This window comes from Kitasatospora sp. MY 5-36 (genome assembly GCF_001182915.1).
Classification (GTDB): Bacteria; Actinomycetota; Actinomycetes; order Streptomycetales; family Streptomycetaceae; genus Kitasatospora.
This window is the reverse complement of sequence record NZ_LFVW01000260.1, coordinates 1-14976: the sequence shown is the minus strand read 5'-3', so window position 1 is coordinate 14976 and position 14976 is coordinate 1. Positions and strand designations below refer to the sequence as shown.

Sequence of the window (14976 nt, the reverse complement as noted above, 5' to 3'; positions counted from 1 at the left end):
CGGCGCCGCCCGCGCAGCCGAGCTGCTGCCCGGCGGCGCGCTCGGCGAAGCCGCGGGCGGCCTCGTCCATCCGCTTGCGGCCGGGCCCGTCCGGGAGGAGCTTCCCGTCCTTGCCGGTGAGCCTGAGCACGGCGCGGTAGCCGGTGCGCCGGCCGTCCACGGTGCACTCGAAGCCCACCGCGCCGAGGCTGTCGCCGCCGGAGAGCACGCCGCCGAACGACGCCTCGGCGGTCAGCAGCCGTCCGTCCCCGCCGTTGACCGAGCAGCGTACGGAGGCCGGGGCGTCGGGGGTCGCCGCCCGGTAGGCCGTCTCCACGAAGACCCGGGGGGCGCCGCCGAGCAGCCCGGTGACGGCCGGGTCGTCGAGCAGGCCGCGGCACTCGCCGTGCGACAGGGCGACGGCCGACGGCCGGTAGGCGGTGTGGTCGAGGTAGAGGTGCCAGCCGAGCAGGCCGCCGCCGAGCAGCAGCGCGGAACCGCCCGCGATCAGGGCCCGGGGGTGCTTCACCGGCAGAGCTCCTTCGTCTTCGCCGCCAGCGCGGCGCGGGTGACCTCTTCGATCGCCTGTCGGCCGTCCGCCCCGTCGGCGCGGGCCGCCTCCCCGGCGGTGACCCGCACCTCGACGTAGCCGCTGGGCCCGGTCACGCAGTACTGGGCCGCGGTGGCGCCGCCCGGCCAGGCCGCGGACAGCCCGGGCACGTCGAGCGGGCGGGCGTCCGGGCGGGTGGCCTCCGCGGCGGCCAGGGCGAGTTCCCCCTCGCGCCGGACGGCGGTGAGGGTGAGCACGGCGCGGCCGTCGATCCGGACGACGCAGCTCTGCTGGTCGGTGTCGCGGACGCCGGAGCTGGTCCGCTCCTCGGAGTCCTGGTCACCGGGCGGCAGCAGCCGTCCGAGCGGGGTGTCGGCGCCGGTGGGCAGGCGGCAGAGGTGGGCGGACCGGCCGGGGGGCTCGGACGGACGGTGGCCCTGCCAGTCCCGGTAGCCGACGAACCCGGCGGCGGCCACCGCCATGGCGGCCACCGCCACGACCAGCACGGCGGGCAGCAGCAGCGGGTCGTGCAGGCGCCCGGCCCAGCGGCCCGCGAGGAGCCGGGCCCAGCGGGCCGCGGGCCCGGCTCCGGACCGGCTCACGCGTCGCCCTTCGCGTTGGTGGACGAGTTGTTCGCCGTCCCGCGCGACATGCCCTGGAGCGCGCTGTCGCGGGCGCTGTTGGCGAGCCGGTCGATGTCCTGGCGGGCGATCCCGGTGCCGCTGCCGGCGTCCCGGACCGCCTGGTCGGCCCCCCGCGCGACCCGGCCCTCGGCCTCGGCGGTGTGGTTGCGGCTCTCCTGGCGCCCGTCCTCGGTGGTGTCCTTCTTGTTGGCCTCGATGACGCTGTCGGCGATCGAGTCGACGATCTGGTCCGCGATCTCGCCGCCGAGCGGGATCTTCTCGGTCACGCTGCCGATGACGGCGTTGAAGGCGTCCTTGCCGTAGCCGACGTTCTTCTCCAGCGCGTCGTTGAACTCCTTGTCGGAGGCGGCGTGTTCGTTGTGCACCTCGTCGATGCGGGCCTGGTTGAGGTAGCCGCTGACGACGCCGCCGGACTCGGCGTTGTGCTTGATGTCCGACTCCAGCCGGGCGAAGTCGGTCTGCCCGCTGTCCAGGTGGCCGCGGATGAGGGCGGTGGTGTACGCCTGGTTGGCGTTGGCCACCGCGCCGTAGGCGTCCGGGTCGCGGCCGAGGGCGTCGAGCAGCCCGGCCACGGAGGAGGCGTCGAGGGAGGCCGGGGAGCCGTTGACCGGCAGGTCGGTGCCGTGGGAGAGCGAGTTCTGCACGTCGCCGATGTACTCGGCGGTCATGTGCCCGAGGCTGCCCCGCAGGGCGGCGAGCTTGCCGTCGCCCTTGATGTCGTCCAGCGCCCCGTCGTCGCCGTGCCGGCCGAAGGTGTCCACGACCCGCTTCATCAGGTCGGCCTGCTCGGTGGTGTGCCGGTCCGGCGGGACGGGGCCCGGCTCGTCGTACGGGTGGCCGGTGGTGGCGGCCTCCAGGGCGCGGCCGAAGGCGGCCGGACCGGCCTGCTTGCTCGCGTCCCACACCTTGGAGTCCCGGGAGGTGGTGTCCGGGATCCAGTCCTTGTCGTGGGAGTAGTAGGAGAAGTAGTCCGAGGGCTTCGGCTTGCCGCCCTGGTTGACCGTGCCGTCCTGGTTGTAGGCGGTCGGCTGCTCGGTGAAGAACCTGTTGGCCGCGTCCGGGCTGTGCGCGAGCGCCTCCAGGATCGCCGTGGTGGGGCGGAAGCCGGCGCCCGCCTCGTCGCCGCCGGTCAGGTTGAAGCCCTGGATCCTGGAGCCGGGCATCGGGGCCGGCCAGTACCGGTCCTGGGTGTCGAGCTGGGTGACGTGCTCGGCGATCGGGTTGATGAAGTGGGCGTCGTAGTTCCCGTTCATCAGGATGCCGGAGAGCACCTGGTAGCCGTACGGCACGTAGTCCAGGCCGGAGGCCCGGTACGGCTTGTCCCAGACCGGCTGGGAGCCGGCCTTGCGCAGCGCGGCGGCCCACTCGTCGGACAGGTGCGGCTCGTTGGTGGTGCGGGTGGCGGTGGCCAGGCCGAGTCCGAGGTTCTTCTGGAGGTCCTGGTAGGCCTTCCAGCGCGGGTCCTTGTCGTCGCGGGGGTGCGCCGGGTCGCCGACCATGCTGTTCCAGGACTTGATCAGGCCGTCCGGGCCGAGGTCCTGGTAGAACGTGGTGGCGAACTTCGGGTCGTTGCCGTGCGAGGCCAACAGCGAGTTCAGCTCGGTCAGTTCGGGCTCGGTGATGTCCCCGCCCCGGGCCGCGAGCTGGGCGGCGCGCCGGCCGTCGGCCTCCGGGCCGCCGCCGATGGCCTTGCCGTTGAAGGACTTCTGACCGTCCGTCATGCTGTCGGCGCGCAGCGCCCAGGCGATCCGCTCGTCGGCGGCGGTGGCCTCGGCGACGGCGGAGTCGATCGCCTTGCGGGCGGCCTCCGCCTTGTCGCCCCACTCCTTCTGGTAGTCCCGGAGGGCCTCGTAGTCGTGCCGGGTGGCGTTGTCGGCCGGGGGCCAGCTCACGGTGCCGTTCTCGGTGACGGTCAGCCCGGCCGTCCGGGCGTCGGCGACCGCCTTGTCCAGCTTGGTCTTCGCGGCCTTGAACTCGGTGGACGCCTCGGTGAAGATCGAGGCGAAGGCGTTGGCCTCGGTGACGGCGGCGGTCAGCTGCTCGTTGGTGCGCTGGAGGCCGGGGCGGGCCTGGTCGGCGGCGGGGCCGCTCCAGCAGGCGGAGTCGACCTGGGCGATCACCGTGGTGTCCCAGTCGCCGTCCATCGCGTGGAGCTTCTGGGCGACGGTGGTCCAGGCGGTGGCGGCGGTGTCCAGGACGCCGAAGTCGGCGGTGCTGAGCTCGTGGAAGTCGACCATCTCGGTGGTCCTCTCAGTTGCCGAGGTCGTGCTGGACGGCCGACTCGTTCTGCCGGTAGTTGGCGGCGGTGGCGCGCAGCGCCTGGGTGGTCTGCCCGATGGTGCCGCCGAGGGCGGCGACGCACTGGTCCCAGGTGCCGGCGGCGCCCGCCGCGGCCTTGCCGGTGCTCCAATTGGCCAGCGAGGTGGACACCTTGGCGGTGGCCTCGTCGGCGCCCCGGCCCTCGGTGTTGAGGCGGGCGTGGATCTGGTCGGAGTTGTTCCCCGCGGTGGTGAGCGCGTTGGTATCGGCGCTGAAGCCGCCCCCGCCTCCGCCGCCGGACGCCGAGGCCGAGTTGAGCTGGGTGCGGGCCGCTTCCCGGGCGCGGGCCGAGCCGGTCAGGTTCCCGTCCGCGTCGTAGGCCCAAGGGTTCATCATCCGGTCGAACGCGGTCGCCCGATCAGACATGTCGATCGTCCCCCTCCGTGCCGGGGCGCTGCTCCGGCACCCCCGTTGGCAAAGAGTCAGGCAAGTGTGTAAAGAGATTCGACAAAGGGTACAGGTGGATTCCGCTTTTTCTAACCCCTAGGGGTGAGGGGCTCCGACGTCATACCGCAGCAGCAGACGGCCTCGTCATTCCAGCTCATGACCCGTACCGCACAAGGCCGTTACGTTTGGTCCCGTGTCCACAGCTGTCATCAAGACGGACGGCCTCACCAAGAGGTATCCCCGTGTCACCGCGCTCGACCAGCTCACCGTCGAGGTGCGGCCGGGTGTGGTCGGTCTGGTCGGGGCCAACGGCGCGGGCAAGTCCACTCTCATCAAGATCCTGCTCGGGCTCGCCCCGGCGACCTCCGGCCGCGGCGAGGTCCTCGGCCTGGACGTCGCCACCCAGGGCTCCGAGATCCGCGCGCAGGTCGGCTACATGCCCGAGCACGACTGCCTGCCACCGGACGTCTCCGCGACGGAGTTCGTGGTGCACATGGCGCGGATGGCGGGTCTGCCCGCCACCGCCGCCCGTGAGCGCACCGCGGACACCCTGCGGCACGTCGGCCTGTACGAGGAGCGGTACCGCCCGATGGGCGGCTACTCGACCGGCATGAAGCAGCGGGTCAAGCTCGCCCAGGCGCTGGTGCACGACCCGAAACTGGTGCTGCTGGACGAGCCGACCAACGGCCTCGACCCGGCCGGCCGGGACGAGATGCTGGCGCTGATCCGCCGGGTGCACACCGACTTCGGCATCTCGGTGCTGGTCACCACCCACCTGCTCGGCGAGCTGGAGCGGACCTGCGACCACCTGGTCGTGATCGACGGCGGCAAGCTGCTGCGCTCCTCCTCCACCGCCTCCTTCACCGAGGCGACGGCCGTGCTCGCGGTCGAGGTCGGCGACTTCCCGGAGGACCACGGCCGCGAGCCGGGTCCGGCGGTCCGCGAGCGGCTCGCCGCGGCCGGACTGTCCGTCCAGCCCGAGGGCTCGCACCTGCTGCTGGTCCGGCTGGCCGACGAGTCGACGTACGACACCATCCGCGACGCCGTCGCCGGACTCGGCCTCGGCCTGGTCCGGCTGGAGCAGCGCCGGCACCGGGTCGCCGAGCTCTTCACCGACGCCCAGGACACCGAGCAGAGCAAGGGAGGGACGAACGATGCCGCTGCCTCCTGAGACCAGGTCCGCCGACACCGGCGTCATCCACGACATCGGCTACCGCGGCTACACCGGCCCCCGGCTCGGCCGCACCTACGCCACCCGCGCGCTCTTCACCCAGAGCCTGCGCGCCGCGTACGGCCTCGGCCGCTCCGGCAAGTCCAAGGTGCTGCCGATGCTGGTGCTGGGCGTGATCACCGTGCCCGCGCTGATCTTCGTGGCGGTCTCGGTCGTGATGAAGCGCGACGAGCTGCCGGTCGAGTACGCGGGCTACCTCTCCATCTTCAGCCTGGTGATCTCGGTCTTCCTCGCCTCCCAGGCGCCGGTCCTGCTCTCCCGGGACCTGCGCTACCAGACCGTCCCGCTGTACTTCTCCCGCCCGATCACCCGCACCGACTACGTCCGGGCCAAGTTCGGCGCCATGGTCTGCGCCCAACTGCTGCTGATGGCATCCCCGTTGCTGGTGCTGTACATCGGCGCGCTGCTCGCCGGGATGGACTTCGGGCACAACACCGCGCACTTCCTGTACGGCCTGGTCGCGGCCGTGCTGTACGCCCTGGTGCCGACCTCGGTGGCCGTGGTGATCGCGGCCGCCACCCCGCGCCGCGGCTTCGGCGTGGCCGCCATCATGGGCTACCTGGCGGTCAGCGCCGCGCTGGGAGCGGCCGCGGTCGGGATCAGCAACCGCAGCACGACCGGCTCCGACGCCCCGCAGTGGATGTCGCTGATCTCGCCCACCGACCTGGTGGAGTCCCTGGTCAACGAGCTGTTCGGGCTCGGCGACGGCTTCGACCGCCGGCACGCCCCGGGCGGCCTCGGTCTGGCGGTGTTCGCGCTCGTCGCGGTGGCCATGGTGGTCGGCTCGTACCGGCTGCTGCTGCGCCGCTACCGGAACGTCTGAGAGGGCGGCATGGCCACCATCAGCATCGACAAGGTCTCCCGCTGGTTCGGGAACGTGGTCGCGGTCAACGACATCACCATGACCATCGGCCCCGGCATCACCGGCCTGCTCGGTCCCAACGGGGCGGGCAAGTCCACCCTCATCCACATGATGAGCGGCTTCCTGGCCCCCTCCAGCGGCTCCGTCACCCTGGACGGCGCGCCGATCTGGCGCAATCAGCAGGTGTACAAGCAGATCGGCCTGGTGCCCGAGCGGGAGTCGATGTACGACTACCTGACCGGCTGGGAGTTCGTCCTCGCCAACGCCGAACTGCACGGCCTGCCCCAGCCGGGCGCCGCCGCCCGCCGGGCGCTGGACCTGGTGGAGATGGACTACGCCAAGGACCGCCGCACCGGCACCTACTCCAAGGGCATGAAGCAGCGGGTCAAGATGGCCTCGGCGCTGGTCCACGACCCGTCCGTCCTGCTGCTCGACGAGCCCTTCAACGGCATGGACCCGCGCCAGCGGCTCCAGCTGATGGACCTGCTGCGCCGCTTCGGCGCCGACGGCCGGACGGTGCTGTTCTCCTCCCACATCCTGGAGGAGGTCGAGCAACTGGCCCGGCACATCGAGGTGGTGGTCGCCGGACGGCACGCCGCCTCGGGCGACTTCCGCAAGATCCGCCGGCTGATGACCGACCGCCCGCACCGCTACCTGGTCCGCTCCAGCGACGACCGCCGGCTCGCCGCCGCGCTGATCGCCGACGGCTCGACCAGCGGCATCGAGGTGGACGAGCGGGAGCGGGCGCTGCGGATCGAAGCGGTGAACTTCCAGGGCTTCACCACCCTGCTGCCCAGGGTCGCCCGGGAGGCCGGCATCCGGCTGTACACCGTCTCCCCGGCGGACGAATCGCTGGAGAGCGTCTTCTCCTACCTGGTCTCCGCGTGAGCGCCGTCGGCAGGACCACTGTCGGCGGGACCGCTGCCGCCAGGACCGTTGTTGCCCAGGAAGGGGCCGACCGACCATGAACCCCACCGTCGCCAGGCTGACCCTGCGCGGGCTGCTGGGGCGCCGCCGCGGCCTGCTGCTGCTGGTGGCCCCCGCCCTGCTGCTGGTCGTCGCGGCCGTCGCGAGCGTGTCCAGCGCCGACCCGCACGACATGGCCAACAACATCCTCGGCGCCCTCGGCCTCGGCACCCTGATCCCGATCCTCGGACTGGTGGTCGGCACCGGGGTGATCGCCAACGAGATCGACGACGGCTCGATCGTCTACCTGCTCGCCAAGCCGCTGCCCCGGTGGCGGATCGTGACCACCAAGCTGGTCGTCGCGATCGGCGTCACCTGGCTGTTCTCGGTCGTCCCGACGCTGCTGGCCGGGCTGCTGCTGGTCGGCACCCAGGACGGCGTGGCGCTCGGCTACACCGTGGCCGTGCTGGTCGCCGGGGCCGCGTACAGCGCGCTGTTCCTGCTGCTCGGCGTGGTCACCCGGCACGCGGTCGTGGCCGGTCTGGCGTACGCCCTGATCTGGGAGTCGACGGTCGGCAACTTCGTCGAGGGCGCCCGGACGCTGAGCATCCAGCAGTGGGGCCGCTCGGTGGCCGAGGCGGTCGCGGGACAGAACGCGATCAGCTCGGACGTCTCGCTCGGAGCGGCCGTGCCGCTGCTGCTGGTGGTCACCGTCGCGGCGACGGTGCTCGCCTCGGTGAAGCTGGCCGGGATGACCCTCGCCGGCGAGGAGTGAGCCCCGTACCGCACAAGCGGTGAGCCCCGGACACCTGTGAGGGTGTCCGGGGCTCACCGCTTGTGCGGGGCCGTACGGGCGCGCGGTCGGTTCAGAGGGTGCGGTTGCGGCCCGCGCCCCAGCCGGCCGCGCCGACCACCAGGACCAGCACCAGCATCAGCACCAGGGGGGTCTCCCAGCCGCCGGTCAGCTGGCGCAGCGCACCCGCGCCGACCGGGCCGGCCGCCGCGACCAGGTAGCCGATCGCCTGCGACATCCCGCCCAGCTGGGCGGCACCGGCCGCGGTGTTGGTGCGCAGCACGATGAACGCCAGGCCCAGGCCCAGCGAACCGCCCTGGGCCACACCCAGGATCGTCGCCGACACCCACGCGGCGGAGACCGGCGCGACCAGCAGCATCGCGATGCCCAGCCCGTTCAGAGCGACCATGACCACCGCCAGCGCGCGCTGGCTGGTCATCCGGCCGGCCATCAGCGGCACCAGGAAGGCGCCCGCCACCTGCACCAGGTTGGAGAAGGCGAAGACCAGACCGGCCTGGCCGCGGTCCATGCCGTGCTCGGCCAGGATCGTCGGCATCCAGGCGACCAGGGTGTAGACCAGCAGCGACGAGATGCCCATGAAGAGGCTGATCTGCCAGGCCAGCGCGGACTTCCAGATGCCCTCGATCGGCTTGGCCGGCGCGGCGGCCGCGGCCACCGCCCCCTGCCGCTCCTGGCGGGAGCGCAGCACCTGCGGCAGCCAGGCCACCGCCGCGACCAGCGCGAGCAGCGACCAGGCGCCGAGCGAGGCCCGCCAGCCGCCGCCGAGCGCGTGCTCCAGCGGGACGGAGGTGCCGGCCGCGAGCGTGGCGCCGACCAGCATGGTGGTCGAGTAGACGCCGGTCATGGTGGCCGCGCGGTCCGGGAACTCGCGCTTGACCAGGCCCGGCATCGACACGTTCAGCACCGCGATCGCCACGCCGATCACCACGCAGCCCGCGTACAGGGCCGCCACCGAGGGCAGCACCCGCAGCAGCACGCCCGCGCCCAGCACCAGCACCGCGCCGAGCACCACCCGCTCGGCGCCGAAACGGCGGGTCAGCCGGGGGGTGAGCGGGGCGCCGACGCCCTGGAACAGCACCGGGACGGTGGTGATCAGACCGCTCGCGGTGGCGGAGAGGCCGAAGGTCCGCTGGATCTCGCCGACCATCGGGGAGACCGCGGCCAGACAGGCGCGCATGTTCAGCGCGACCAGCACGATGCCGGTCAGCAGCAGCAGCGGATGGGCCAGCCGGACGCGGCCGGGGAGCGGGGCAGGAGCGGTGACAACCGGCTGCTGGGCACGGGTGACGGCCATGGGTGTGCTGTTCTTTCGTGAATGTGCGGGGGAAGCGGACGGCGGAAGGGAGGCTCGCGCCGTCCTACTTCCGGGCCGCGATGGCCGCGAGCAGCTGCTCGACGGCCGCGGTCGGGCCGGCGAGCAGCGCACGACACGCCGCCTCGGCCCGGTCCGGGTCACCGCTCTCGATCGCGTCGACCAGCGCCTCGTGGGTGGCCACGACCGCCTCGGGCATGTCGTGGTCGCCGAAGGCGGAGGTCATCGCCTCGCGGACGGAGGCACCGAAGTAGCGGTACACCTCGGCCAGCGCGGGGTTGTGCGCGGCCTCGACGACGGCGGTGTGGAACTCCAGGTCGTGCTCGACGGTGGCCTCGCGGCTCGCCCGCTCGGGGTGCGCCGCGAACACCTCGGCCTCACGGGCCAGGGCGGCGCGCATCCGCCGGACGTCCTCGGGGGTGTGCCGCAGCGCGGCCAGCCGGGCGCCCTCGGTCTCCAGCGCCGCACGGACCTCCAGGACGTCCCGGATGCCGGAGCGCTGGACGCCGCGCAGCACGGACGCCGGGTCGCTGGTGGAGCGGACGAACGTCCCCTCGCCCTGCCGGGAGACCAGCATCCCGGCGTGCACCAGCACCCGGATCGCCTCCCGCACGGTGTTCCGCCCGACGCGCAGCTGCTCGGCCAGCTCGTGCTCGGTGGGAATCCGCGACCCCACCGGCCACGCCCCACCCGCCAGCTGCTCCCGCAACTGCTCGATCGCGGTGTCGACCAGGGAACGCCGCCCGGCCGCCTGCAGACCGCCGCTCATGCCGGACCTCCCTTCCCACCGCACACGTCGAAACCAGTCGTCGGTCATCCTACAACCGCTTGCCCGGTCATCCTACAACCCACCCCTGACCAGCCCCTGAATCCCCCGATCGGCCTCACCCCACCCGCCGCCGGGGGTGCGTCTCCTCCGCAGACAGCAGTTCCCCGCGCCCCAGCAGGGGCGCGGGGAACTGCGCGGGGCGGAAGGCCGCAGCGGATGGCCCGAGCGCCGGCGGTTCTCCGGCTTCGGGCGGGGTTACGGGGTGTGCGAGCCCGGGGCACGGCGCACAAGGGCCGCGCCGGAGGCGTCAGCGCTGCGGGTAGAGGTGCTCCAGGACCGCGGCGACGCCGTCCTCGTCGTTGCTGGTGGTGACGGTGTCGGCGACGGCGAGGAGTTCCTCGTGGGCGTTGGCCATGGCGACGCCGTGGGCGGCCCAGCCGAACATCGGGACGTCGTTGGGCATGTCGCCGAAGGCGATGGTGTCGGCGGCGCGGACGCCCAGGCGGCGGGCGGCGACGGCCAGGCCGGTGGCCTTGGACAGGCCGAGCGGGAGCAGCTCGACCACGCCGGCGCCGGCCATCACCACGCCGACCAGGTCGCCGGCGGCGCGGCGGGCGGCCTCGGCGAGGGCGTCGTCGGTGAGGGCGTGGTGCTGGATGTACAGCTTGCTGAGCGGGGAGTCGTACAGCCCGCCGCGGTCGACCCGGACGACCGGCAGGTCGGAGCCGATCAGCAGCTCGTAGCCGGGGCCGGCCAGCACCTGGCCGTCGAGGCCGTCCTGGTTGGCGGCGATGGCCAGCGGGCCGGTCTCGGCCTCGATCTTCTCGATCGCGAGCGCGGCGAGCCGCCGGTCCAGGGTGAGCGAGGTGAGCAGCTTGTGCGCGCCGGCGTCGTACACCTGGGCGCCCTGGCCGCAGACCGCTATCCCGGTGTAGCCGATCTCGTCGAAGACCGGGCGGGCCCAGACCGCGGAGCGCCCGGTGACGATGATGTGCAGCGCGCCCGCGCCGGTGGCCGCGGCCAGGGCGGCGCGGGTGCGCTCGGAGACGGTCTCCCCGCTGGTGAGCAGGGTGCCGTCGAGGTCAGTGGCGACCAGCCGGTAGGGCAGGTCGCCACCGTCGGGGGAGACGGGGCTGGGGCTGGTGGTGCTCATGGGCCGTACGTCTCCCGGGAGTGTCGCAGGTGGTGCTGGGCGGGCCGGCTTACTTGACCGGCTCGAGGACGGTCCGTCCGCCGAGGTACGGCCGCAGCGCCTCGGGCACGACGACCGAGCCGTCGGCCTGCTGGTGGTTCTCCAGGATCGCCACGATGGTGCGCGGGACGGCGACCAGGGTGCCGTTCAGGGTGGCGAGCGGGCGGGTCTTGCCCTCCTCGCGCATCCGGATCGACAGCCGGCGGGCCTGGTACTCGGTGGTGTTGGAGGTCGAGGTGACCTCGCGGTACTTGCCCTGGGTGGGGATCCACGCCTCGATGTCGAACTTGCGCGCGGCCGAGGCGCCGAGGTCGCCGGAGGCGACGTCGATCACCCGGTACGGCAGCTCCAGCGCGTTGAGGAAGTCCTTCTCCCACTGGAGCAGGCGCCGGTGCTCGTTCTCCGCGTCCTCGGGAGTGGTGTAGACGAACATCTCCACCTTCTCGAACTGGTGGACGCGGATGATGCCGCGGGTGTCCTTGCCGTAGGTGCCGGCCTCGCGGCGGAAGCAGGACGAGTAGCCGGCGTAGCGCAGCGGCAGCTTGTCGGCGTCGAGGATCTCGTCCATGTGGTACGCCGCGAGCGGGACCTCGCTGGTGCCGACCAGGTACCGGTCGTCCTCGGCGAGGTGGTACACGTTCTCGGCGGCCTGGCCGAGGAAGCCGGTGCCGTCCATGGCGGCCGGGCGGACCAGGGTCGGGGTGATCATCGGGATGAAGCCGGCCGCGGTGGCCTGGGCGATCGCCATGTTGACCAGGGCGAGCTCCAGCAGCGCGCCGACGCCGGTCAGGTAGTAGGAGCGGGCACCGGCGACCTTGGCGCCGCGCTCGGTGTCGATCGCGCCGAGGATCTGGCCGAGCTCGACGTGGTCGCGGGGCTCGAAGCCCTCGGCGGCGAAGTCGCGCGGGGTGCCGATCTCCTCGAGGGTGACGAAGTCCTCCTCGCCGCCGACCGGGGCGGCCGGGTCGATGAGGTTCGCCAGGGAGCGGAGCAGGCGGTCGGCCTCCTCCTTGGCCGCTCCCTGCTCGGCGTCGGCGGCCTTGACCTCGGCGGCCAGGTCCTTGGTGCGCTGGAGCAGGGCGGCCTTCTCGTCGCCCTTGGCCTGGGCGACCTGCTTGCCGAGCACCCGCTGCTCGCTGCGCAGTTCGTCGAAGCGGCTGCCCGAGGACCGGCGCCGCTCATCGGCGGAGAGGAGGGCGTCGACCAGGTCGACGTCCTCGCCACGGACGCGCTGCGAGGCGCGCACTCGGTCAGGGTCCTCACGGAGCAGGCGAAGGTCAATCACAGGCCCAAGCGTACCGGGAGACCGTTCCTCCACCGGTACGGCTTTTCCCTGGGGATAACTCGTCCGTGCCTGTGGATAACTCCTGTGGGGAACTTCCCGCCGCCGGGTTATCCACAGGCCGGGCCCCGGGCCTGTGGATCAAAGGGGAGGATTGCCTTCCGCGTGAACGAACCAGGGAATTGAGGTTTCAAACCTCAATCAACCTTCTCGGGTGAGGGAATTGAAGCACTCGGACGGGTGATTTGCTGGCAACCGGGTGACTCTGGTCCGATTGGTCATCTCTGCGACGCAAACCGATGGTCCGACCGGGTCTGGGCAATGGCTATACCGGTTTGTCGACTCGTCCCCAGGCCTGTGGATAACTCCGGGCTGTGGACAGCGGGGAGCCCTGTGGACAGCGGTCTCCGGCCCCGACGGCCCCTGTGGACGACGGTGCGGTCACCCGCCCGGGCCGCCCGGGCCGGGCGAAAACAGTCGGAAAAGTCCGGAAGGACTCGAGGAGAAGCTCAGATGTCCCCGCGGCCGTCGAGCGCGCGGGAGAGCCAGTCCGCCGCCGAGGTGAAATCCCCGTCCGAGGTCCCCGGCCGGCGGTGGGTGGACTCCTGCCGGTCGGCGCGCGGATAGGAGCCGAGGTACCGCACCTGCGGGCAGATCCGCTTGAGCCCCATCATCGCCTCGCCGACCCGGCGCTCGGACAGGTGGCCCTCGCAGTCGATCAGGAAGCAGTAGCTGCCCATGCCCTCGCCGGTCGGGCGGGACTCGATCCGCATCAGGTTGACCCCGCGCACCGCGAACTCCTGGAGCAGTTCCAGCAGCGCGCCCGGGTGGTCGTCCGGCAGCCAGACCACCATCGAGGTCTTGTCCGCGCCGGTCGGCGAGGAGACCCGCCCCGGGCGGCCGACCAGGACGAACCGGGTGGCCGCGCTCTTCGCGTCCGCGATCTCCTTGACCAGCGGCTCCAGCCCGTAGATCGGCGCCGCGAACTCGCCCGCGAACGCGCCGTCGTAGCGGCCCTCGGCGACCAGCCGGGCGCCGTCCGCGTTGGAGGCCGCCGACTCCCAGTCCGCCTCCGGCAGGTTGGCCGCCAGCCAGCGCCGCACCTGCGGCTGGGCCACCGGGTGGCTGGTCACCGTCTTGATCCCGGACAGCTCGGTGCCCGGCCGCACCAGCAGCGCGAAGGTGATCGGCAGCAGCACCTCACGGTAGATCATCAGCGGTGTGCCGGAGGCGAGTTCGTCGTTGGTCGCGGTGACCGCGCCCTCCACCGAGTTCTCGATCGGGACGAACGCCCCGGCCGCCTCCCCGCCGCGCACCGCGTCCAGCGCCAGCGCCACCGAGGACAGCGGCACCAGCTCCCGGGTCGCCGCCTCGGGCAGGGTGTGCAGGGCCGCCTCGGTGAACGTGCCGGCCGGTCCGAGGTAGGTGTAGCGGGTGGCCGACATGACGCCTCCGTGGGGTTCCGGGGTACTGCGCGGGCAGGGTGTGCCGAAGCAGTCACCCTAACGATTCAACGGCCCCGGCGGCCAAGCGTTCCAGTGGCCGGGACCGCGGCGGTGGATCCCGGGGGTCCGCCGTCGGACCCCCGGGGAACCGTCCGGGGAACTACCCCTCCAGCAGCTGCCGGCCGAGGTAGCCGCCGGGCGGCGCGCCCGGCGGCAGCGCGTACAGGCCGCTCGCCTCGTGCCGCAGGAAGCGGGAGAGGCCGTCGCCCCGGGAGAGCTTGCGCTGCACCGGGGTGAAGCCCTTGCCCGGGTCGTTCTGGAAGGCGAGGAAGAGCAGCCCGGCGTCCGGTGAGCCGTCCGGCAGCAGCCCGTCGTGGTACGAGAAGCCGCGCCGCAGCATCGCCGCCCCGCCGTTGGCCGCCGGGGCGGCGACCCGGATGTGCGCGTCGGCGGGGATCGCCAGGGTGCCGTCCGGGCCCTGCGCGGTGAGGTCGACCGGGGAGCGCTCGCCGGCCCCGGCGGGCGCGCCGAGCGGGGCGCCGTCCGACTTGCGCCGCCCGATCACCCGCTCCTGCCGGTCCACCGGCAGCGCCTCCCAGTTGTCCAGCAGCATCCGGATCCGCCGGAACACCAGGTACGAGCCGCCGGCCAGCCAGGCCGGCTGGTCGCCACCGGCGGCGCAGAACACCTTGGCGGCGAAGCCGTCCTCGTCCGGCCGGGGGTTGTTGGTGCCGTCGATCTGGCCCATCAGGTTGCGCCCGGTCACCGGCTGGGCGGCGGCGCCGGGGGTGCGGGCGAAGCCGGCCGACTGCCAGCGCAGCGCCGCCGTACCGGCCGCCAGCCGCTGGAGCACCCGCAGGGCGTGCACCGCGACCAGGGCGTCGTCCGCGCCGATCTGGACGAACAGGTCGCCGTCGCCGCGGGCCGGGTCGAGCGCGTCGCCGGGGAAGGCGGGCAGCGGTGCGAGCCCGGGCGGGCGGCGGTCGGCCAGCCCGGCCTTGTCGAACAGCGTGGCGCCGAAGCCGACCGTGACGGTGAGCGAGCAGGGCCCGGCGTCCAGCGCGACCTGGTTGTCGAACTCCTCGGACGGCTCCCCGGCGGTCAGCCGGTCGGCCGCCTTCGTCCAGCGCTGGAGCAGGGTGCGCAGCCCGTCCCGGCCGACGCCCTCGGCCAGGTCGAAGGCGGCCAGCTGGACCCTGGCCTGCGGCGGGTCGGTGATCCCGGCCTGGTGCTCGCCGCGGAACGGCACCCGGGCCGCGCCCAGCGCGCCGCCCGGGCCGGCCG

The 14976-nt window shown here is 73.0% G+C and carries 14 protein-coding genes; 4 read left to right on the top strand and 10 right to left on the bottom strand.

The genetic code is table 11. The features are described 5' to 3' along the window. The 4 genes from AE652_RS18560 to AE652_RS18545 all read right to left on the bottom strand — a co-directional run. Positions 1 to 508: hypothetical protein (locus AE652_RS18560; RefSeq protein ID WP_049652885.1), on the bottom strand; the 508-nt coding region annotated here is incomplete at its 3' end. After that, the gene (locus tag AE652_RS18555; protein ID WP_049652884.1) at positions 505 to 1131 is read right to left on the bottom strand and encodes a hypothetical protein; all 627 of its coding nucleotides are present in this window, start codon (positions 1129 to 1131) and stop codon (positions 505 to 507) included. The genes AE652_RS18555 and AE652_RS18560, both read right to left, overlap by 4 nt. Next, the gene (locus AE652_RS18550; RefSeq protein ID WP_049652882.1) at positions 1128 to 3410 is read right to left on the bottom strand and encodes a hypothetical protein; all 2283 of its coding nucleotides are present in this window, start codon (positions 3408 to 3410) and stop codon (positions 1128 to 1130) included. Before AE652_RS18550 ends, AE652_RS18555 begins: the two co-directional genes overlap by 4 nt. 13 nt (positions 3411 to 3423) lie before the next feature. Further along, entirely contained in the window at positions 3424 to 3858 is a 435-nt protein-coding gene (locus AE652_RS18545; RefSeq protein WP_049652880.1) for a hypothetical protein, read from the bottom strand. A 214-nt stretch (positions 3859 to 4072) separates the two neighbouring features. Between AE652_RS18545 and AE652_RS18540 the strand changes: the two genes are divergently transcribed. From AE652_RS18540 to AE652_RS18525, 4 genes are all read left to right on the top strand, one after another. Further along, positions 4073 to 5050, top strand: a complete 978-nt coding sequence (locus AE652_RS18540; protein WP_049652877.1) for an ABC transporter ATP-binding protein — start codon at positions 4073 to 4075, stop codon at positions 5048 to 5050. Further along, complete coding sequence (locus AE652_RS18535) at positions 5034 to 5933, top strand: ABC transporter permease (protein ID WP_049652874.1); 900 nt, start codon at positions 5034 to 5036, stop codon at positions 5931 to 5933. The genes AE652_RS18540 and AE652_RS18535 overlap by 17 nt, the downstream gene beginning before the upstream one ends. Positions 5934 to 5942: 9 nt before the next feature. After that, the gene (locus tag AE652_RS18530; protein ID WP_049652871.1) at positions 5943 to 6860 is read left to right on the top strand and encodes an ABC transporter ATP-binding protein; all 918 of its coding nucleotides are present in this window, start codon (positions 5943 to 5945) and stop codon (positions 6858 to 6860) included. Between the two features lie 76 nt (positions 6861 to 6936). Next, positions 6937 to 7653: an ABC transporter permease gene (locus AE652_RS18525; RefSeq protein WP_049652868.1), complete on the top strand. Its 717-nt coding sequence runs from the start codon at positions 6937 to 6939 to the stop codon at positions 7651 to 7653. 91 nt (positions 7654 to 7744) lie between these two features. Here the strand turns inward: AE652_RS18525 and AE652_RS18520 are convergent, their stop codons facing one another. The 6 genes from AE652_RS18520 to AE652_RS18495 form a co-directional block, all read right to left on the bottom strand. Then, positions 7745 to 8986 (bottom strand): MFS transporter, encoded by a 1242-nt coding sequence (locus AE652_RS18520; RefSeq protein WP_049652865.1) that lies wholly within the window; start codon positions 8984 to 8986, stop codon positions 7745 to 7747. 64 nt (positions 8987 to 9050) lie between these two features. Further along, on the bottom strand, positions 9051 to 9773 hold the full coding sequence (locus AE652_RS18515) for a FadR/GntR family transcriptional regulator (RefSeq protein WP_049652863.1): 723 nt from the start codon (positions 9771 to 9773) through the stop codon (positions 9051 to 9053). Between the two features lie 307 nt (positions 9774 to 10080). Further along, positions 10081 to 10926 (bottom strand): HAD family hydrolase, encoded by an 846-nt coding sequence (locus tag AE652_RS18510; RefSeq protein WP_049652861.1) that lies wholly within the window; start codon positions 10924 to 10926, stop codon positions 10081 to 10083. 49 nt (positions 10927 to 10975) lie between these two features. After that, positions 10976 to 12250: a serine--tRNA ligase gene (gene serS, locus AE652_RS18505; RefSeq protein ID WP_074002021.1), complete on the bottom strand. Its 1275-nt coding sequence runs from the start codon at positions 12248 to 12250 to the stop codon at positions 10976 to 10978. Between the two features lie 506 nt (positions 12251 to 12756). Next, positions 12757 to 13692: a prephenate dehydratase gene (gene pheA / locus AE652_RS18500; protein ID WP_049652857.1), complete on the bottom strand. Its 936-nt coding sequence runs from the start codon at positions 13690 to 13692 to the stop codon at positions 12757 to 12759. A gap of 160 nt (positions 13693 to 13852) precedes the next feature. Then, positions 13853 to 14976 (bottom strand): Dyp-type peroxidase (locus AE652_RS18495; RefSeq protein ID WP_049652855.1); only part of this gene is annotated, 1124 nt, incomplete at its 5' end.